Below are 19,163 nucleotides of genomic sequence, written 5' to 3'. Positions count from 1 at the left end.
CCCCCAAGACCAGGAAATCCCCTCGAACCGCCTAAGATCCCACCGGCCCGGGGCGGCAGTCCGCCGTGAGCCGGCGCTCCGGCCAGGGGCGGGATCCGGGAAGGCGGCCCGTGCCCGTCCAGCCGACCTCGATCCAGCGGCCGTCATGGGCCCGGCGGCGCCCGGGGCGGTGGTCGAGATAGCGGTGGAGCACCGGGCGCCAGCGGTTGGCGGGCAGGCCCCGGAGCGCCGCGACCGCGACGCAGTACTTGCTCACGCTGACCGGCCGCACCCCCAGCCCGCGCAGCACCTTGTCGATCAGCCCCTTGCCGTCGACCGACTTGGACTCCAGCAGCACCAGGTCGCCGCGCGCCGGCCTGCTGTCGTAGCCGTCGCGGCACACCAGCCCCGTGTCGCAGGTGACGCGCGCCCCGCCCGCCCGGTCGATCAGCGTGACGCGCTTGTAGTCGGTGGCCAGCACCGGCCCCAGCGTCTCGGGCGCGACGAGGTGGAGCCTGCTCAGCAGGGTGTCGCGGACGAAGTCGAGCGCCTCGGGGGTCAGCGTCGCGCTGGGCACCCCGTCGTACGGGATGCGGTGTTTGTCGGTGCTGCCCCGCGCGCCGCTCAGCTTCAGCTCCAGCCACTGCCCGCCGCCGTCGAGATACGTCCGGGTGCGGAGCTTGAACCGGCGGCGGCGATCCTGGCGGTGCTGGTGGAAGGTGAGCAGCTCGGGGGTGTCGAAGTAGGTGGAGGTGTAGCGGAACTGCCGCCGCCCTCCGATGCACAACACGTGGAACCGGTCGCCCATCTCGGCCGCGACCCGCGTCATGGTGGCGGTCGTCACGATGTACTTGCGGTCGACCCGGCTCATCAGCTCCGGCACCTCGTCGAGCCCGACGCCCGGCGTCGAGGCGGCGATGCCGGCCAGCAGCACGTCGGCGTACGGCTCGGCGCTCATCGCACACCCACCCGCGCGTTGGCCACGTAGCGGACGTCGACCACGGTCACGTCGCGCACGTAGTCGATCTGGGTGACCACGTGGTGCAGCACCTTGGCCCGCAGGCGGTTCTCCAGGTCGACCTTCAGCATGTCGGGGTCGGTGTGCACGACGTCGAGGGTGACGATCTGCTGGCGGGTGCGGCCGAACAGCTTGGGATGGTCGGCGGCGTACATCACGACCAGGAGGATGGCGTCGAGCAGCAGCGCGGTCAGCGGCCACGTGCCGCCGGCGATGCCGTTGACCAGGCCCAGGGCGATGGCGACGAAGTAGTACGCGATCTCCTGCTGGGTGATCTCGCTCGACCGGAGCCGGATGATCGACAGGACTCCGAACAACCCGAAGCCGACGGCGATGTCGACCCGCTGCACCAGCAGCAGCGACACCACCGCGAAGATCCCGACGTTGAGCGCGATGTAGGCGAACAGCAGGTCTCTGCGGTGGTGCCGCCGATAGTAGAGGGCGTAGGCGAGGGTGACGATCGCCACGAGGTCCATCAACAGTCCGGTCGCCATGACCGCTCCTTCCGTAGTGCCTTCTGTGAACAGCTTGAAGGTGCGGAGTGAAGCGCCCGTGAGCTGATGATTAGGCGGCTCTCATGCGATAACCGGTGCCTCTCACGGTCTCGATGCGGTCGGCGCCGATCTTGCGCCGCAGGTAGCGGACGTAGACGTCGACCACGTTGGAGCCCGGGTCGAAGTCGAAGCCCCACACGTGGCTGAGCAGCTGCTCGCGCGTCAGCACCTGGTCGGGATGACGGCAGAAGATCTCGGCCAGCGCGAACTCGCGGGTCGACAGGTCGACCGCCCGGTCCCCCACGTACGCCCGTCGCGTCCGCAGGTCCAGCGACAGGTCGGACACCCGCAGCACGGTCACCTCGGGAGTGCGGTCGGCGCGCAGCCGCAGCCGCACCCGGGCCAGCAGCTCCTCGAAGGCGAAGGGCTTGGCGATGTAGTCGTCGGCGCCGCCCTCCAGGCCGGCCACCGTGTCGCTCACGCTGTCGCGCGCGGTCAGGATGATCACCGGGATGGTCACCATCGATCCGCGCAGCCGCCGCAACACCGTGAAGCCGTCGCTCAGCGGCAGCCCGATGTCGAGGATCAACAGGTCGAACCCGCCCGCGGCGGCCAGGTCGTAGGCTGCCACCCCGTCACCGACCACGGCCGTCACGAACCCGTTGGCCCGCAGCCCCTTCTCGACGAAGGAGGCGATGCGGGCCTCGTCTTCCGCGATCAGAATCCGGTTCAATTCAACCTCCAGAGCTCCCACAGCGGGAGGGATATGACGAAGCAGGCGCCGCCCCCTGGGCCGTCCATCACCTGCACGGTGCCTCCGTGGGCCTGGGCGATGGACTTGACGATGGCGAGGCCGAGGCCGGCGCCCTCCTGGGCGCTGGTGCGGCCTTCGCCGCGGACGAAACGCCCGAAGATGCGCTCGCGATCGGCGGGCGGGACGCCGGGGCCGCTGTCGCGGACCCACAGGTCGACGCGGCCGTCACGGACGGCGGAGCCGACGGCGATCAGGTCGTCGTCGGTGGTGTGGCGCACGGCGTTGGCCAGCAGCTGCATCATGGCCTGCGTGAGCCGCTGACGGTCGGCCGGCAGGCGGGCCTCGGCCACCTCGTCGACCCGCCACTTGCGCTCGCCCAGCCCGCGGGCCTTGGCCACCACGCTGACCGTGAGGTCGGCCAGCTCGACGTTGTCGAGATTGAGGAAGCCGGGCTGTTCGGCCTTGGCGAGGGTGAGCAGGTCGTCGACGATGCGGTTCATCCGGTCCAACTCGTCGGTGACCAGCGCGAGGGTCTCGGCGCGGTCGTCGGGGTCGTCGCCCATGAGCTCCAGGTGACCCCGGATGACCGTGATCGGCGTGCGCAGCTCGTGGCCGGCGTCGTCCATGAAGTGGCGTTGCACGACGAAGGCGTGTTCGAGCCGGTCGAGCATGTGGTTGAAGGTCGCCGCGAGCGCCGCCACGTCGTCGTTGCCCGGCACGTCGAGCCGGCGGGTCAGGTCGGAGGAGTCGCTGATCTGCTCGGCCGTCTGGCGGACCAGCCGGACCGGCGCCAGCACCCGGCCCGCCACGAACCACCCCACGCCGCCCGCCGCGGCCATCGCCCCCGCCGCGGCCAGGATGAGCGTGCGCACGGCGTCGTCGATCTCGTCGCGGTGCAGGTCGGAGAAGACCGCCGCGACGAAGTGACCGGTGCGGGGGTCGCCGGTGACGGTGACCGGGAAGACCGCGTACTGGACCTCTCCGCGGGCGGTGTCCATCTCCTTGCGGACGGCCCTGGTCGCCTTCGCCATCTCCGCCACCAGCCGGGGGTCGGCGTCGAGGGGCACCGGCGGCGTGACGAACGTCATCTTGTGGGCCCTGCCGTCGACGATGGAGAAGAACGTCTCCCACCTGTCAGGCGTGTTGACCTGCAGGTAGTTGTAGAGCAGATCGCCGACGTCGGTCACCGTGCGCCCCGTGCTCGGGTCGAGCGCGTTGGCGGCGTACCGCTTGAGCTTGTCGTACTCGTTCTCCAGCTCGAGATTGATCCGGTTGTCGAGCCTGGCGGACAGGACCCACCAGGTGGCGAAGATGGCGACACTGAGGGCGAGGCCGACGACGGAGAGCATCCAGCCCACGATCCGGGCGCGGGCACTCACCCTCCCGCGCCTTTCCCGTCAGTCATCGTCATCATCGCCTCCGTCGTCGTCATCGTCGTCATCGTCATCGTTGTCTCCGCCCCCGGGTCTGGGCGACGGCGGATTGACCGGCTCCGCCCGGGGCTCCCGGGTCGCGGCGCGCTCGCCCTGGGTGGCCGTGGGGGCCCCGGGGGTCGCCGACGGCTCGCCGGTGCGCCCCGGCCCCTGGCTCGGCTGTTGACCAGGCTCTTGCCCCGGCCCGCCCGTGTCGGACGTGGCCCGGGCCGGACCGTCGCCCGAGCGCGCGCTCGCGCCCGCGCTCGGCGTCGGCTCGGCCGTGGCCTGCCCGCTGAGCTGGGCCCGCGGCGTGACCACCACGGGCCCGCCCAGATCGGGCTCCTGCTCGGCGGCCTGTACGAAGCCCATCGCCGTGATCCCCGCCACTGCCAGTGCCAGGACAAGGAGAATCACCATTGCCCGGTGTTTCATGGGACGACCCTCCCGCCCTTCGAGGAGACCACGCTGAGGCCAAGATGAGAAACCTCTCATCTTGGCGCTCCGGACACCACCCGAGGCAACTGTCGGAAATAGAGCAACATAAGGGACAAACCGGTACTTCGGTTTCGGCCCGGCACACTCGGTTACTAGCTGGTTGATGAATCTGTGGGAATACGTCGAGGATCGCTGGGACCTCATCCTCTTCGAGACGGCGCAGCACGCCAGCATGGTCGCCCAATGCGTCCTGGTGGCGGCCGTCCTGGGCGTGCTCGTCGGCGTGGCCACCTACCGGCGCCCCCGGATGGCGGCGTTCGCCACGTCGTCGGCGGGCGTGCTGTTCACCATCCCGTCGCTCGCCCTGCTGGGTCTCATGATCCCGCTGCTGGGGCTCGGGGTGGCGCCCAGCGTGACCGCGATCGTCATCTACGCGCTGCTGCCCATCCTCCGCAACACCGTCGTCGGCCTGCGCGGCGTCGATCCGCTGCTGGTGGACGCCGCGCGCGGCATCGGCATGAGCCGGCGCAGGACGCTGGCCAGGATCGAGCTGCCGCTGGCCTGGCCGGTGATCCTCACCGGCATCCGGGTCTCCACGCAGCTGGCCATGGGCATCGGCGCGGTGGCCGCGTACGTCTCCGGGCCGGGGCTCGGCGAGCAGATCTTCTCCGGCCTGGCGAGGCTCGGCGGCGCGAACGCGGTCAACGCCACGCTCACCGGGACGATCGGGGTGGCCGTCCTCGCGCTGCTCTTCGACGCCTGCTACGTGCTGCTCGGCCGGCTCACGGCGCCCGACGGACCGCTGCGGCGGCTCGCGATCGCGAGGAGCGCCCATGGCTGAGCCGAGCACCCACGGCGTCCCGATCGAGCTGCGGAAGGTGACCAAGGCGTTCCCCGGCGGCCGCGCGCCCGCCGTGCGGGAGCTCGACCTCACCATCGCGGCCGGCGAGATCGTGGTGCTCGTCGGGCCGTCCGGCTGCGGCAAGACGACCACCATGCGCATGATCAACCGGTTGATCGAGCCCACCTCGGGCGACATCCTCATCGACGGCCGCAGCTCCCGCGACATCGACCCCGACCTGCTGCGACGCCACATCGGCTACGTGATCCAGCAGGCGGGGCTGTTCCCGCACATGACCGTGGCCTCGAACATCGCGCAGGTGCCCAAGCTGCTCGGCTGGGACCGCCGCCGCATCGCCGAACGCGTCGACGAGCTGCTCACGCTGGTGGGCCTGGAGCCGGCCACGTTCCGCGACGCCTTCCCGCGCCGGCTCTCCGGCGGGCAGCAGCAGCGCGTCGGCGTCGCCCGCGCGCTGGCCGCCGACCCGCCCGTGCTGCTCATGGACGAGCCGTTCGGCGCGCTCGACCCGATCAGCCGCCAGCGCCTGCAGGACGAGCTGCTCAGGCTCCAGGACGACCTGTCCAAGACGATCGTCTTCGTCACCCACGACATCGACGAGGCGCTCAAGCTCGGCGACCACATCGCGATCATGCAGCGCCCCGGCCACATCGTGCAGTACGCCAGACCCGCCGAGATCCTGACGAACCCGGCGGACGAGTACGTCGAGCAGTTCCTCGGCGCAGGCTCCTCGATGCGGCTGCTGAGCCTGACCAAGGTGGGCGACATCGAGCTGGACCAGGTGCCGTACGCCGCAGAGGACGCCGACGCGCGCGACGTGCTCGCCACGGTCGAGCGCGACGGCCGGGGGTACGCGCTGATCCTCGACGGCATGCGGCGTCCGCAGCGCTGGGTCACGACGGCGCACCTCAAGGGGCGGGAAGGGCCGGTCGGCATGGTGGGCGACGAGGTCAGCGGCGTCATCGGCCGTCGGAAGACCTTGCAGGACGCCCTGGAGGAGCTGCTCAACGCCGACACCGACGTCGTCCCCGTGACCGGCAGGCACCAGGCGTACGAGGGGGCGCTGTCGCTGGCCACGGTGCAGAACGCCATCCAGTCGATCAAGGCCAGGGAACGGGAGCGCCGCATGGTCCGGCTCGGCCGGGAGGAGGGCGGATGAGCCTGTCCACCGCCGCCGAGCGGGAGACGATCCCGGAGCCGCGGATCGGCCGCTCCTGGCATGTCGTGCTGCCGCCGCTGTGCTACCTCGCCGTGGCCGTCGCCATGATCGCCTACACCCAGCAGGTGCCGCTGGACGGCATCGAACGCGGCTCGCTCAACCTGCCGTTCGTGCTCCGGCGCACCTGGGAGCACGTCCTGCTGGTGTTCTTCTCCACGGTGCTGGTGCTGGCGGTGGCCCTGCCGCTGGGCATCGTCCTCACCAGGCCGGGGCTGCGCCGGGTCACGCCGTACGCGCTGGCCCTGGCGAACCTGGGCCAGGCGATCCCCGCGGTCGGCATGGTCGTGCTGCTGGCGGTGCTGTTCAGGATCGGGTTCTGGACGGCGGTGGCGGCGCTGTTCGCCTACAGCCTGCTGCCCACGCTGCGCAACACCATGGTCGGGCTCGAACAGGTGGACCCTCGGCTGGTCGACGCGGGCCGCGGGATCGGCATGTCCGCCGCCGGCGTGCTGGCCAAGGTGGAGCTGCCGATGGCGGTGCCGGTCATCCTGTCGGGCGTCAGGACCACGCTGGTGCTGAACGTCGGCACGGCCGGCATCGCGGCGTTCATCGGCGCGGGCGGGCTCGGCGACCTCATCACCGCCGGGGTGAGCACCCAGCGCAACCTGGTCCTGGTCACCGGATGCGTGCTGATCGCGGTGCTGGCGCTGATCGTCGACTGGCTGGGCGGGCTCGCGCAGCGTCTGCTGTCCCCGAAAGGACTGTCGTGAGAGCGCTCGTCGCGCTGCTGCTCGTGCTGGTCCTGGCAGGGTGCGGGCTGGAGCGGGCGGGGTCGTTCGTGCCGCCGGTCGAGCCGGCCGGCATCCGGCCGGTGGCCTCGCTGGAGGGCACGACCGTGCGGGTGACGTCGAAGGAGTTCACCGAGCAGCTCGTGCTCGGCAAGATCGCGGTGCTGGCCCTGTCGGCCGCGGGCGCCGACGTGGAAGACCAGACGAACGTCCAGGGCAGCGTGAACGCCCGCGCCTCCCTGACCCGCGGCGACGCCGACCTGATGTGGGAGTACACCGGCACCGGCTGGATCACCTACCTCGGCCGGCGGCGGCCGATCCCCGACCCCTGGCGGCAGTACGTGGCCGTGCGCGACCTGGACCTGCGCCGCAACGGCGTCGTCTGGCTGCCGCCCGCGCCGCTGAACAACACCTACGCGGTCGGCGTCACCCGCGCCACGGCCCGGCGGTGGGGCCTGCGGACGATCTCCGACATCAGGAAGATCCCGGTCGGGCAGCGTACGTTCTGCGTCGACCACGAGACCTTCGGCAGGGACGACGGGTTCCTCGGCATGCTGCGCGCCTACGGCCTGCGCTACGGCGCCGACATCCCCCGGCAGGGCGTGCGCCGGGTGTCGGTCGGCGTGCTGTACGACTCCGTCGCGAGCGACAGGTGCGCCCTCGGCATGGTGACCACGACGGACGGCCGGGTCGAGGCGCTCGGCCTGACGCTCCTTCAGGACGACAAGAAGTTCTTCCCCCTCTACAACGCGTCGGTGACCATGCGGCGCCAGCTCGCCGACGCCCACCCGGACATCGCGCGGATCTTCGCGCCCATCAGCGCCAAGCTGACCGACCAGGTGATGCGCGACCTCAACGCCCGGGTGGACGTGGACGGCGACGTGCCCGCCCTGGTCGCCCGCGACTGGCTCAGAGCCGAGGGTTTCGTCAGGTGATGGAGTTAGCCATACCCGGTCACGGGCAGGCCGCCTGATATGTCGGAGACACCACCACCGCAGAAGCAGCCGTACCCGGGTCGGACCGGGGAGATGGCCCCCGAGCCGCGCGACGAGATGCGCGCCTACCAGGGCAGGGGCCTGCTGCAGGACAAGAAGGCCCTGATCACCGGCGGCGACTCGGGCATCGGCAGGGCGGTCGCCGTGGCCTTCGCCAAGGAGGGCGCCGACGTCGCGATCGCGTACCTGAGCGAGCACGAGGACGCCGCGCACACCCGCAAGCTGGTCGAGCAGGCCGGCCGGCGCTGCGTGCTGCTCCCCGGCGACCTGGGCGACCGCGCCCACTGCGCCTCGGTCGTCGAGCAGACCGTCGCCGAGCTGGGCGGCCTGGACGTGCTGGTCAACAACGTGGCCTACCAGGAGCCGGTGAGCGGCCTGGAGGAGCTGACCGACGAGCAGTGGGAGCACACGTTCGCGGTCAACATCCACAGCTACTTCCGCGTGACCAAGGCCGCCCTGCCCCACATGCGGGAGGGCGGCTCGATCATCAACACCTCCTCGATCAACGGCCTGCGCGGCAACAAGTCGCTCATCGACTACGCCGCCACGAAGGGCGCCATCAACGCCTTCACCTACTCCATGGCCCAGAACCTGGTCGAACGCGGCATCCGGATCAACGCCGTGGCGCCGGGCCCGGTGTGGACGCCGTTGATCCCGGCGACCATGCCCGAGGAGAAGGTCGGCAAGTTCGGCGAGCACGTGCCGATGGGGCGACCCGCCGACCCGGACGAGATCGCCCCTTCGTACGTCTTCTTCGCCTCCGAGCTGATGTCGTCGTACTACACGGGCGAGGTGCTCGCCCCGATCGGCGGCGAGACTTTGCCCGGATGACCGGTCAGGTGCCCAGCGTGGTGGCCGCGAACAGGTCCTCGACCGTGGGGAGTGCCCGGATCAGCCCCTGCTCGTGGGAGTAGCCGGCCAGGGTCCGCAGCGCCGCGGCGGTCCCGGTGAACCCGTAGGGGAACGGGTCGTCGCCGAAGATCTCCGCCTGCTCGTCCAGCCGGGGTCCGGCGAGCAGCAGGCTGGCGCGCTCCAGGCGGCGCACCTGGTCGTAGGCCGCCCGCTTGGCGTCCGAGAACGCCTGGAAGAGGTGCAGGGCCAGGTCCGGGTCACGCTCCAGGTGTTCGTCGCGCACCACGACGGTGTGGTTCATGTGCAGGAACCCGTGCTCGCGGTAGATCCGCTGCGCCTCCGCCCACGGGTCGGCGAACAACCGCCGCACGCCCGGGGTCACCCGCAGGTCGTGGGCGCTGGTGCGGTTCAGCCGGGAGGCCATGCCGGGGTACGGGCTCGGCAGCACCGCGTCGAGCTCGCCCGCGACCAGCATCGACTGCAGGGTCTCTCCCTCGGGGAGCGGCCTCACCCGTACACCGGGCGCGGGCTGGAAACCGGTCTCGCCGCCGTGGCTGAGCTCGGGGGTCCGCTCGACGAACCACTCGACGCCGGTGGGATCGACCCCGAAGTCGTGCTGGAGGACGCCCCTCGTCCACACGGCGGCCGTCACCTGGTACTCCGTCAGGCCGAAGCGGCGGCCGCGCAACTCCTCCGGCCGTGTGATGCCGGACCGCTCGTGCACGTAGATCGCGACGTGGAACGCGTTGCGATAGGGGAAGACCGGAATGGCGGTCCACTCGCGGCCCTGCTCGCGGGCGATGAGGTAACTGGACAACGACATCTCGCTGATGTCGAAGGCGTCCTCGTGCAACATCCGGTAGAAGGTCTCCGAGGGTGCCAGGGTCTGCAGGTCCAGCTCGACCCCGGGAATCGTCACGCGACCGTCGGCCAGCGCGGCCACCCGGTCGTAGTCGGCGATGGCCAGAGACAGGCGTCGGTCTGACATGGGTTCAGCTCCTCCTTGGAGATGGGAATGGGACGCCGCTCAGGAGTTGGCCCGGACGACGGTCTGGAAGGCGGGATCGGCGTTCAGCACCTTCACCACCAGGTTTCGGGTGTCCTCTCCGGACAGATAGCTGACCGGCCGCTGCTGCTCCGCTCCCGACCTCACCAGCCCCGGGTCGGTCAACGCGCACTTGAACGCCTGGCGAAGATACTCCAGACGGCCCTTGTCCAGGTGGGGCGGGGCCGCCACGGTCCGGCTGGTCTCGGTCAGGTCGAGCAGCGAACGCAGGATGGCCTGCTGCTGCGGGGTCCTCGGCGTGATGCCGGCCGCGCTCGCCACGCCCGCCATGTGCTTGTCGTCGGTCTCCCCGATGACGAGGACCGGACGCATGAGGCCGGCGCGTATCCCGCTCAGCGCCGTGTTCAGCGGCATCACCTGCGCGTCCGCGTCGCCGCGCAGGATCGCCGTCCGCGCCTCCCCTGAGCCGGAGAAGCCGGTGATGACCTCCGCCGGGAAGTCGTAGATCTTCGACAGCAGGGGCGGGTTGATGTAGTCGTTGGCGCCCGGGCCGGTCGAGACGAACTTCACCGGCTCCTTGCTGCGCAGCATGTCGTCGAAGGTCTTGAAGCGGCTGTCCGCGGCGACCACCACGATGTTGGGCTCGGTGGACAGCCGGGCCAGCCAGGAGAAGTCCGCCAGGTCGAAGTTCAGCCCCTCGACCCGCCCCACCTGGGCGCTGACCACGCCGATGGTGTTGACGATCTCCACCCGCAGGCCGTCCGGCTTAGCCACCGCGGTCTGCGACGTCGCGAGCAGCCCGCCCGCCCCCGGCTCGTTCAGCACCCTCACCTTGCTCTTCGTGCATTTGGCGAGGTAGGGGGCGATGTCCCGGGCGTACAGGTCGTAGCCGCCGCCCGGTTCGTACGGAACGACGAACTCGATGGTCTCGCCCGCGTAGAACTCGGCGGGGGGCACCGCCGCGTCGGCCCCGCCGCACGCGGCGGCCAGGCCGAGAGCGCCGAGAGCGGCGGCGGCCCTGCTGAGGCGCCGGGTCATGTGACTCCTCCTCGCGGGTGCGGTGGCGCGTCCTGGCGCCTCGTTCACGCCGGGCATCACGAGAACAGCCCTTCCGGCATCGGGATGGCGAGCAGGAGCACGAACACCAGCCAGAGCAGCAGCCCGAGGACGACCGCGTACCCCAGCGCCAGCGGCCAGGACGCGCCGGCGCCCTTCTTCAGGTACGCGGCCGTGAAGAGGACGGCCGCCGGGATGAGGCCGGCGATGTACAGCACGACGAAGAAGCCCGCCAGCCAGGCCAGATTGCTCCGCCAGGCGGCGGCCCCGGCGGTGGCGAAGACGTACTCCGCGTCCTGCGGCAGGTCCGCCTCCGCCTCCTCATGCGCCTGCTCATGGCGCACGGGATCCCCGCCCGCCGCCCTCGTCCGGCGGACGAGCAGCACGGCCAGGTGACCCAGACTCAGCACCACGCCCAGTCCGCAGGCGAGGGACGGGACCAGCGAGGCGCGGAACCCCCACTGCAGGGCCAGCAGGAAACCGCCGACGAAGATCACGCCCAGCACGCAGGTGATGACGATGTCGGCCACCGGTCCGGCGTCACGGCCGGGCGGCGCGGTGCCCGGCGCTGAGACCGTGCCGCCGGGGTTCGCCGGGGCATTCCGCCTGTGGGAGGAGAGCGTCATGAGCGGGCTCCCGTCTTCTGGGGCGTGTCCTGCTCCGCGCGCCGCCGTAGGGCGTTGCGCAGCAGGGGCCGGACCACGGTCAGGATGATGATCAACGCGATGATCAGGACCGGCGGCCGGGTCAGCCACTCGAGCCCGTAGAGCGAGTAGGAGAGGAACAGGTAGCGCTCGGCGATGGAGCCCAGGACCACCGCCAGCAGGAACGGCACCCTCGGCCAGTTCCACCGGACGCAGACCACGCCGAACGCGGAGGCCGCCAGCATCACCAGCACGTCGGCGAAGTTGTTGCTCGCCGTGTAGGCGCCGACCACGAGCAACATGATCAGCACCGGCACGATGTACGTGCCGCGGATGTGGGTCAGCCGGGCCAGCGGGCGGATCAGCAGGAAGCTGACCGCGACGGCGACGAAGTTCGCCAGGATGACCACCCACGCCATCGACAGCGTCACGGGCAGGTGCTTCGTCAGCATGTCGGGGCCCGGGTCCAGGCCCACGATGAGGAAGGCGCTGAGCAGCACCGCGCTGGCCGCGCCGCTCGGGATGCCGAAGGAGACGGTGGGGATGAGCGACCCGCTCTCCTTGGCGTTCACCGCGCCGGCCGCGATGACGCCCTCGATCGACCCCTTGCCGAACTCCTCGGGATGCTTGGACGTCTGCTGCGCGTGGCCGTAGGCGAGGAACTGCGCCACCGAGCCGCCGACGCCCGGCACCATGCCGACCCCGACGCCGATCGCGCTGGACCGGATGACCAGCCACCAGTGGGCGAAGGTCTCCCTGACCCCCTGCCCGATGCCGCTGAAGTCGCGCGCCGCCACGTCCTCGCGGGCGATGCTCTGCTTGCTCAGCATCAGCTGCAGCACCTCGGCTCCGCCGAACAGGCCGACGACCAGCGGGACCAGGCCGATCCCGCCCCACAGGTACAGCTCGCCGAAGGCGTAGCGCGGGACGCCTTCCTGCGGGTCGATGCCCACCATGGCCACCAGCACGCCGAAGATCGCCATGATGAAGCCCTTGAGCATGTTCCCGCTGGACAGCGCCACCACGAAGGTCAGGCCCAGCATGGTCAGCGCGAAGAACTCCGCGGGGCCGAAGGAGAGCACCAGGGGACGCACCACGGGGATGGCGAGCACCAGCACCACCGCGCCGATCGCCGAGCCGAGGGACGCGGCGGAGAGCACCGCCCCCAGCGCCCGGCCGGCCTGCCCGCGCTTGGTCAGGGGATGCCCGTCGAGAACCGTCGCGGCGGAGGTCGCCTCGCCGGGGATCCCGAAGAGAACGGAGGTGATGTCACCGGCCGTGGCGGTGACCGACAACATGCCGAGCAGGAAGGCGAACGCCTGAACCGGCTCCATGCCCGTCGTGAACGGCAGCATCAGGGCCAGCGTCACGGCGCCGCCGAGGCCGGGCAGGATCCCGACCGCGAAGCCCACCACGACGCCGACCAGCATCAGCACGAGGCTCTGGAAGGAGAACACCTGTGTCAGGCTTTCGACAATGGCATCACCCATTGGTCCTCCGATGTCATGTGTTCTGGGGAGTGATCGCGGTCGAGGCCGAGGGGATGCCCTGTCGTGCCCGGCCGGTCGGGGCTAGCGTGCGGCGACGAGCTTGCCGGCCTCGGCCTCGATGTCGTGGTCGTAGAGCCAGGACCGGAAGGTGACGGAGCCGCTGATCTCGGCGTCGCGCTGGTCGAGGTCGTCGTAGGCGGAGTCGTAGCGCTGCCCGTTCGCCCGGGCGCCGCGCTGGACCTCGGCGACGCGGCCCAGCCGGAGCCGCTCGTAGTCGGCCAGGGCCTGGGAAGCGCTGTCCCGGTCGGCCTCCGACAGCAGCACCGCGACGGCCACCGCGTCCTCCATCGCCTGGTTCGCTCCCTGGCCGAGGTGCGGGAGCATCGGGTGGGCGGCGTCGCCGAGGAGCGCCAGTCTGCCGTTGGTCCACGAGTCCAGGGGCTCGCGGTCGTACAGGCCCCACCAGAACGTCTGCTCCACTTCCGCCAGCAGCCGCCCGATGCGGTCGTCCCAGCCGGCGAACGCGGCGGCGAGCGCGGCCGGGTCGCCGGGCGCGGACCAGGACTCCGTGGTCTGCTCGTCGCTGGGGACGAACCCGACGTAGTTGATCAGCTCGCCGGAGCGCACCGGATAGACGAGGAAGTGCTTGCCCTCCCCCATCCAGAGCTGGGAGATCCCGCTCGCCCAGAAGGGCACCCGCGACCTCAGGATCAGCCCGCGGTAGGCCACCGAGCCCGAGTGCACCGGGCTGGCGGGCGGAACCACGTGGTGCTGGAGCACCGAATGGATCCCGTCGGCCGCGATGACCACGTCGGCCTCCGCCGACTCGCCGTTGTCGAAGGTCAGCCGGGCGGCGCCGGCGTCCTGCTCGAAGCCGACGCAGCGGTGGCCGGTGCGGACGACGTCCTCGGGAAGCCCGTTCGCCAGTACGGCGAGCAGGTCGGCCCGGTGCATGCCGTACATGCCGTTCCAGCCGGCGGAGTCGGTGGTCAGGATGGGGGCGACGGGCGTGCCGTCCATCCGGTAGTACTGTGACCCCTTGCCGATGCGCGCGCCGACCGCCGCCAGGGCGGGGCCCATGTCCATCCGCTCCAGCAGGCGGACGCTGTTGGGCGTCATCAGCACGCCCGCGCCGATCTCTCCCAGTTGCGGCGCCTGCTCGAAGACCGTGACGTCGACGCCACGCCGCGCGAGGGCGTTGGCGGTCGTCATGCCACCGATGCCGCCGCCCACGATCGCCACCCGAAGCCGGGGCGAACCCATGACGCACTCCTCATTTTTCGTTAAGCGAAAAAGTTTCGGTAATTGCGGAAAACCTAATCCGCTCACCAAAGCGTGTCAATGGGTGTGAACCGCTCAAATCGCCTGACTCTTGGCTAAAACTGGACCGTGCGTACGTGTCCGGCGGCGCGGCGACTCCGCGGAGTGACCGTCGAAGGTTTGACGGATATCCGGATTTTTCGTATAACGAAAAACGTGTCGGACGCAGAGCAGGCAGACGGACCCCCCGCATCGGGCAAGCCCGGCCGGCGCGAGGTCATGGGCGGACTCGCCAAAGGGCTGGCGATCATCGAGGCCTTCGACCTCCGCCATCCGCAGCTCACGGTCAGCGGCGCGGCGGCGGCCACCGGCATCAGCCCCGCGGCGGCGCGGCGGTGCCTGCTCACGCTGGAGGAGCTCGGCTACCTCAGCTACGACGGCAAATACTTCCGGCCGACTCCGCGGATGATGCGGCTGAGCGCCTCCTACGCCAACACCTCGTCGCTGCCGGCCCTCGCCCAGCCCTGCCTGGTCGCCGTCCGTGACGAGCTGGACGAATCCGCCTCGCTCGCCGTCCTGGAAGACGGGCACGCGCTGTTCATCGCCAGGGCCGAGGCCACCCGCATCGTCTCGGCGGGCGTGCGGGTGGGCGCCCGGCTGCCCGCCTACGCCTCCTCGACGGGCCGGGTGATGCTGGCATCCCTGCCTCCCCAGGAGCTGGAGGACTACCTTCGCACCTGCCATCCCCGGCCGACGACCGCGAACACCCCGACGACGATCGCCGAGATCCGTGCCCGCATCCAGAGCGCGCACGACGAGGAGTTCGCCGTCACCGAGGAGGAGCTCGAACCGGGGGTGCTCACCGTGGCCGTCCCGGTCCGCGACAACCTCGGGCGGGTGCACGCCGCCATGAGCGTCAGCACCTCCACCGCCCGCGCCTCCCTCGACGTCGTACGGGAGAAGTTCCTCCCCGTCATCCGGCGGGAGGCCGCGCGCCTCGGCCGGATGCTCTGACCTGCCCGGCAAGGAAAGGGAGGCCGGCATGCCGCCGGCCTCCCCGTTCCCCGGTCAGTCGACGTAGATCTGACCGCCGAGCCGACGGAACTCGGCGGCCTTCTCCGCGTACCCCTGCTCGCGGATCTCGTGGCTGATGCGCATCGAGCAGAACTTCGGACCGCACATCGAGCAGAAGTGGGCCGTCTTGGCCGGCGCGGCGGGCAGCGTCTCGTCGTGGAAGGACCGGGCCGTGTCAGGGTCGAGCGACAGGTCGAACTGGTCCTCCCAGCGGAACTCGAACCGCGCGTCCGACAGCGCGTCGTCCCACGCCTGGGCCTGCGGGTGCCCCTTGGCCAGGTCGGCGGCATGAGCGGCGATCTTGTACGTGATCACGCCGGTCTTGACGTCGTCCTTGTCCGGCAGGCCGAGGTGCTCCTTCGGGGTGACGTAGCAGAGCATCGCGGTGCCGAACCAGCCGATCATGGCGGCCCCGATGCCCGAGGTGATGTGGTCGTAGCCCGGGGCGATGTCGGTCACGAGCGGGCCGAGGGTGTAGAACGGTGCGTCGTCGCAGAGCTCCTGCTGCAGCTCGACGTTCTCCTTGATCTTGTGCATGGGCACGTGTCCCGGGCCCTCGATCATGACCTGGACGTCGTGCTCGCGCGCGATCGTGGTCAGCTCGCCGAGCGTGCGCAGCTCGGCGAACTGGGCCTCGTCGTTGGCGTCCGCGATCGAGCCGGGCCGCAGGCCGTCGCCGAGCGAGAACGACACGTCGTAACGGGCCAGGATCTCGCACATCTCGGCGAAGTTCTCGTACAGGAAGCTCTCACGGTGGTGCGCCAGGCACCAGGCGGCCATGATCGAGCCCCCGCGCGAGACGATGCCGGTCTTGCGGCCGGCGGTGAGCGGCACGTACGACAGCCGCACGCCCGCGTGCACGGTCACGTAGTCGACGCCCTGCTCGCACTGCTCGATCAGGGTGTCGCGGTAGACCTCCCACGACAGCGCCTCGGGGCGGCCCTTGACCTTCTCCAGGGCCTGGTAGATCGGCACGGTCCCGACCGGGACCGGCGAGTTGCGCAGGATCCACTCGCGGGTCTCGTGGATGTCGTCGCCGGTGGACAGGTCCATGATCGTGTCGGCGCCCCACCGGGTGGCCCAGGTCATCTTCTCGACCTCCTCCTCGATGGAGGAGGTCACGGCGGAGTTGCCGATGTTGGCGTTGATCTTGACGAGGAAGTTCCTGCCGATGATCATCGGCTCGGACTCGGGGTGGTTGACGTTCGCGGGGATGATGGCCCGTCCGGCCGCCACCTCCTGCCGGACGAACTCGGGGGTGACCCCCTCGCGCACGGCGATGAACTCCATCTCCTTGGTCACGATCCCGCGCCGGGCGCAGCCGACCTGGGTGACCGGCTCTCCCTTCTCGCGGCGCTCGGCGACCCACCGCTCACGCAGGCGCGGCAGTCCACGCCGCAGGTCGGGCTCGTACGAGGGGTCGGTGTACGGGCCCGAGGTGTCGTACAGCGTCACAGCCGATCCGTTGGACAGGTGCACCTGCCGCATCGGCACGCGGAGGTCACCGGTGTAGATCTTGGAGAATCGGGGCTGGGGCGCGTCAGTCATCGCGCAAACTCCCTTCGCCGGCATTACCCGGAGCAGGTTCTGGCGGTCGGCGGCTCTGAGCCGTCCTCTCAGCCCGTGTGCAGGGCTCCCGCGTTGGACGGCGATGATCGTACCCACGCCCCACATCGCCTGAAACATGGTGTGTTTGTGTGAATTGATGTTTGGTGAGCCCCCTGGGCGGTACGGACCAGTTCGGGGGGACTATGAAGATGATCGTCGCTGTCGCCGGACTCGTGGTGCTGGCCGCGGTCGGCGCCACCGCAGCCGGTGGAGACGGTAGCGGCAAGCGTGAAGTGAGCCAGGAACAGTACGACACCCTGATCGCTCAGTGTCGCTACGCCGGCACCGGGCCCGCGAAGTGCCGCGCGGAGGTCAGGCGGACGTACCGCGTCGGCAACGAGGACACGGCGCTCGACTGCCGCGCGTACGCCGGCGTGGCCGTGTGCGGCGAGCTCCGGCTCAGCAAGGCCGAGCGACAATGCGTGCGCGAGTCCACCGAGCAGGGGCTGTCCCTCCGCCGCGCCGAAGTGGAGTGCTACGCGCGATCGTGAGGGGCTGACATCGGTTGATCATCGTGGGCGTGGACGGCTCCCGCACCGGCCTGGAGGCCGCCGGCTGGGCCGCCACCGAGGCGAAACTGCGGGGGGTGCCGCTCACCGTCGCCTACGCCGTGCCGAAGTGGCTGTGCGAGCAGGAGGCTCCCCACTACGCCGAGGTGGCGCGGTGGATGCGCGACTCCGCCCACACCGTGCTCACGGCGGCGCAGGACCGCGCCCGCCGTGAGTGGCCGCAGGTCAGCGTGGAGGGGGTGCTGCTGCCGGGCGACCCCCGTTCGGCCCTGGTCAAGGCGTCGGAACGCGCCGAGCTGCTGGTCGTCGGCAACCGCGGCGTCGGCGGCGTGCGCGGGCTGCTCATCGGCTCGGCCGCGCACGGCGTCGCCACGCACGCCCGTACGAACGTCGTCCTCGTCCACCACCAGCCGGCCGTCCCACGCGGCGAGATCGTGGCCGGGACCGACAACTCCCCCGGCGCCGAGCGCGCGATCGAGTTCGCCTTCCGCGAAGCCGGGCTGCGGGGGGCGCGGCTGCGGGTCGTGTACGCCTGGGCCTGGCCCCGCCCCTCCGGCTTCGAACCCGCCGACCGCGACAGCGAACAGGACGCCCTGGACCTGCTGAAGGACCGGCTGGCCGGCCACCGTGACCGGCACCCCGCGGTCGACGTGGTGCCCGAGGTCGTGCACGGGCATCCGCTGGAGGTGCTGAAGGAGGCCGCCACGGGCGCGGACCTGCTGGTCGTCGGCTCGCGCGGGCACGGGCAGCTCGCGGGCATGCTGCTCGGCTCGATCAGCCAGGCCCTGCTGCACCACACGCCCTGCCCGCTGGCCGTGGTGCGCGCTAGTTCATGACGATGGGGGCGATGCGCGGCTCGGCCAGCCGTACGTAGTCGTCCGTGGCCAGCGCCACGGAGCGGTCGAGGCGGGCGGCGTTGAAGTACAGCTCGGGCCGCTCCAGCAGCGACGGGTCGGCGACCAGCTCCAGCCGCGGGTCGTAGCTGAACGGCAGCACCGTCCCGCTCACGCTCCCCGCCAGCTCCTCGGCCTTCTCCTTGCCGGCGAAGCCGACGTACGTGCCGTCGAGCAGCCCCTTGACGGCCTGCAGGTCGAGCCGGGCATCACCCGGGACGACGGCCAGCACGTGACGGGTCTGCTTCTTGCCGATCTTGACCATCACGATCAGGCACTTGGCCGCCTGCGACACGTCGTGCCCGCGCAACGCGCTGACCTCGTCCGTACGCCCCTCGGGAGCGTGGTCGATCAGCCGGTAGCGCGCCCCTGCCGCGTCCATGTCGGCGATCAGCCGCTCGTAGGCGGCGTACGGCTCACCAGTCACTGCTCAGCAACTCCTTCACAGCGGCGATCCGGTCCTCGTCGCGCCGGTAGAACACCCATTGTTTGATCTTCCTGCCGCGGATCAGGCCCGCCTTCGCGAGCACCTTGAGATGCTCGCCGCAGGTCGGCTGGCTCACTCCCAGCTTCTCGGCGATGAACAGCGAGCAGACACCGTCGCGTACGAGATCGCCCTCGCGCTGCGGCGGGAAGTGGCTCGCGGGATCGCGCAGCCATTCCAGGATCTGCAGCCGCTTGTCATTGGCCAACGCCTTGACCAGGTCGACGTCCAGCACCAAGGCATTATGGCAATTAGCTAATTACCTGTCCAGCGCGGACCCCGTGTCCCGCCAGGTCAGGAAGACGCCTGCACGACAGGAGGCCCCTCGCTGGCCTGCACCAGCACGAACCCCTGCCCCCGGAACGCCAGCTGCTGTCTCTTATACTCATCT

At 70.5% G+C, this 19,163-nt stretch carries 21 protein-coding genes and 1 riboswitch; of the genes, 8 read left to right on the top strand and 13 right to left on the bottom strand.

The window, feature by feature from the left end; all coding sequences use genetic code 11:
* Window positions 1-31: 31 nt before the first annotated feature.
* The 5 genes from C1J01_RS32140 to C1J01_RS32120 all read right to left on the bottom strand — a co-directional run bounded on the left by C1J01_RS32140 (window position 32) and on the right by C1J01_RS32120 (window position 4,029).
* Complete coding sequence (locus C1J01_RS32140; protein ID WP_111182727.1) at window positions 32-937, bottom strand: polyphosphate polymerase domain-containing protein; 906 nt, start codon at window positions 935-937, stop codon at window positions 32-34.
* On the bottom strand, window positions 934-1,491 hold the full coding sequence (locus tag C1J01_RS32135; protein WP_111182726.1) for a DUF4956 domain-containing protein: 558 nt from the start codon (window positions 1,489-1,491) through the stop codon (window positions 934-936). The genes C1J01_RS32140 and C1J01_RS32135 overlap by 4 nt, the downstream gene beginning before the upstream one ends.
* A gap of 70 nt (window positions 1,492-1,561) precedes the next feature.
* The gene (locus C1J01_RS32130; RefSeq protein ID WP_111182725.1) at window positions 1,562-2,224 is read right to left on the bottom strand and encodes a response regulator transcription factor; all 663 of its coding nucleotides are present in this window, start codon (window positions 2,222-2,224) and stop codon (window positions 1,562-1,564) included.
* Window positions 2,221-3,624, bottom strand: coding sequence for a sensor histidine kinase (locus C1J01_RS32125; protein WP_111182724.1), 1,404 nt, complete (start codon window positions 3,622-3,624; stop codon window positions 2,221-2,223). Before C1J01_RS32125 ends, C1J01_RS32130 begins: the two co-directional genes overlap by 4 nt.
* Window positions 3,625-3,642: 18 nt before the next feature.
* Entirely contained in the window at window positions 3,643-4,029 is a 387-nt protein-coding gene (locus C1J01_RS32120; protein ID WP_146615795.1) for a hypothetical protein, read from the bottom strand.
* Between the two features lie 229 nt (window positions 4,030-4,258).
* Here C1J01_RS32120 and C1J01_RS32115 point away from each other — a divergent pair, with 229 nt between their 5' ends.
* From C1J01_RS32115 to C1J01_RS32095, 5 genes are read left to right on the top strand one after another with little or no spacing between them, the layout of a single operon-like run.
* The gene (locus C1J01_RS32115; RefSeq protein ID WP_111182722.1) at window positions 4,259-4,936 is read left to right on the top strand and encodes an ABC transporter permease; all 678 of its coding nucleotides are present in this window, start codon (window positions 4,259-4,261) and stop codon (window positions 4,934-4,936) included.
* On the top strand, window positions 4,929-6,113 hold the full coding sequence (locus tag C1J01_RS32110) for an ABC transporter ATP-binding protein (RefSeq protein WP_111182721.1): 1,185 nt from the start codon (window positions 4,929-4,931) through the stop codon (window positions 6,111-6,113). The genes C1J01_RS32115 and C1J01_RS32110 overlap by 8 nt, the downstream gene beginning before the upstream one ends.
* Window positions 6,110-6,883: an ABC transporter permease gene (locus tag C1J01_RS32105; protein ID WP_111182720.1), complete on the top strand. Its 774-nt coding sequence runs from the start codon at window positions 6,110-6,112 to the stop codon at window positions 6,881-6,883. Before C1J01_RS32110 ends, C1J01_RS32105 begins: the two co-directional genes overlap by 4 nt.
* The gene (locus C1J01_RS32100) at window positions 6,880-7,836 is read left to right on the top strand and encodes a glycine betaine ABC transporter substrate-binding protein (protein ID WP_235854809.1); all 957 of its coding nucleotides are present in this window, start codon (window positions 6,880-6,882) and stop codon (window positions 7,834-7,836) included. The genes C1J01_RS32105 and C1J01_RS32100 overlap by 4 nt, the downstream gene beginning before the upstream one ends.
* 39 nt (window positions 7,837-7,875) lie before the next feature.
* Window positions 7,876-8,727, top strand: coding sequence for an SDR family oxidoreductase (locus C1J01_RS32095; RefSeq protein WP_111182718.1), 852 nt, complete (start codon window positions 7,876-7,878; stop codon window positions 8,725-8,727).
* A 4-nt stretch (window positions 8,728-8,731) separates the two neighbouring features.
* On the opposite strand, the gene C1J01_RS32090 is transcribed toward C1J01_RS32095, so the two are convergent.
* The 5 genes from C1J01_RS32090 to C1J01_RS32070 form a co-directional block, all read right to left on the bottom strand.
* Window positions 8,732-9,736 (bottom strand): PhnD/SsuA/transferrin family substrate-binding protein, encoded by a 1,005-nt coding sequence (locus tag C1J01_RS32090; protein ID WP_111182717.1) that lies wholly within the window; start codon window positions 9,734-9,736, stop codon window positions 8,732-8,734.
* Window positions 9,737-9,775: 39 nt separating this feature from the next.
* Window positions 9,776-10,792 carry a tripartite tricarboxylate transporter substrate-binding protein gene (locus tag C1J01_RS32085; protein ID WP_181449072.1) on the bottom strand — a complete coding sequence of 339 codons (1,017 nt, stop codon included), beginning with the start codon at window positions 10,790-10,792 and terminating at the stop codon, window positions 9,776-9,778.
* Between the two features lie 56 nt (window positions 10,793-10,848).
* A complete protein-coding gene (locus C1J01_RS32080) occupies window positions 10,849-11,436 on the bottom strand; it encodes a tripartite tricarboxylate transporter TctB family protein (RefSeq protein WP_111182715.1) in 588 nt (195 codons plus the stop codon).
* Complete coding sequence (locus tag C1J01_RS32075) at window positions 11,433-12,944, bottom strand: tripartite tricarboxylate transporter permease (protein WP_111182714.1); 1,512 nt, start codon at window positions 12,942-12,944, stop codon at window positions 11,433-11,435. The genes C1J01_RS32080 and C1J01_RS32075 overlap by 4 nt, the downstream gene beginning before the upstream one ends.
* An 81-nt stretch (window positions 12,945-13,025) precedes the next feature.
* A complete protein-coding gene (locus C1J01_RS32070; RefSeq protein ID WP_111182713.1) occupies window positions 13,026-14,207 on the bottom strand; it encodes an FAD-dependent oxidoreductase in 1,182 nt (393 codons plus the stop codon).
* A 213-nt stretch (window positions 14,208-14,420) separates the two neighbouring features.
* On the opposite strand from C1J01_RS32070, the gene C1J01_RS32065 reads away from it, so the two are divergent.
* Window positions 14,421-15,218 carry an IclR family transcriptional regulator domain-containing protein gene (locus C1J01_RS32065; RefSeq protein ID WP_220040204.1) on the top strand — a complete coding sequence of 266 codons (798 nt, stop codon included), beginning with the start codon at window positions 14,421-14,423 and terminating at the stop codon, window positions 15,216-15,218.
* A 54-nt stretch (window positions 15,219-15,272) separates the two neighbouring features.
* Here C1J01_RS32065 and thiC read toward each other — a convergent pair whose 3' ends face one another.
* Complete coding sequence (thiC, locus tag C1J01_RS32060) at window positions 15,273-16,826, bottom strand: phosphomethylpyrimidine synthase ThiC (RefSeq protein ID WP_111182711.1); 1,554 nt, start codon at window positions 16,824-16,826, stop codon at window positions 15,273-15,275.
* Window positions 16,819-16,928: riboswitch (TPP riboswitch) on the bottom strand. Its footprint overlaps the gene before it by 8 nt.
* 101 nt (window positions 16,929-17,029) lie before the next feature.
* Here thiC and C1J01_RS32055 point away from each other — a divergent pair.
* Both C1J01_RS32055 and C1J01_RS32050 read left to right on the top strand, forming a co-directional pair.
* Window positions 17,030-17,377 (top strand): hypothetical protein, encoded by a 348-nt coding sequence (locus C1J01_RS32055; RefSeq protein ID WP_235854808.1) that lies wholly within the window; start codon window positions 17,030-17,032, stop codon window positions 17,375-17,377.
* A gap of 29 nt (window positions 17,378-17,406) precedes the next feature.
* Window positions 17,407-18,231 carry a universal stress protein gene (locus tag C1J01_RS32050; protein ID WP_111182730.1) on the top strand — a complete coding sequence of 275 codons (825 nt, stop codon included), beginning with the start codon at window positions 17,407-17,409 and terminating at the stop codon, window positions 18,229-18,231.
* Here the strand turns inward: C1J01_RS32050 and C1J01_RS32045 are convergent.
* Both C1J01_RS32045 and C1J01_RS32040 read right to left on the bottom strand, forming a co-directional pair.
* Window positions 18,221-18,715 carry a YbaK/prolyl-tRNA synthetase associated domain-containing protein gene (locus C1J01_RS32045; RefSeq protein ID WP_235854807.1) on the bottom strand — a complete coding sequence of 165 codons (495 nt, stop codon included), beginning with the start codon at window positions 18,713-18,715 and terminating at the stop codon, window positions 18,221-18,223. The two genes, C1J01_RS32050 and C1J01_RS32045, sit on opposite strands and share 11 nt — an antisense overlap.
* Window positions 18,705-19,007, bottom strand: coding sequence for an ArsR/SmtB family transcription factor (locus C1J01_RS32040; RefSeq protein WP_181449070.1), 303 nt, complete (start codon window positions 19,005-19,007; stop codon window positions 18,705-18,707). Before C1J01_RS32040 ends, C1J01_RS32045 begins: the two co-directional genes overlap by 11 nt.
* Window positions 19,008-19,163 lie beyond the last annotated feature (156 nt).

The organism is Nonomuraea aridisoli, assembly GCF_003236395.1.
GTDB classification, from domain to species: domain Bacteria; phylum Actinomycetota; class Actinomycetes; order Streptosporangiales; family Streptosporangiaceae; genus Nonomuraea; species Nonomuraea aridisoli.
Note: the sequence above shows the minus strand (reverse complement) of the source record. Positions and strands in the feature narration are given on the sequence as shown.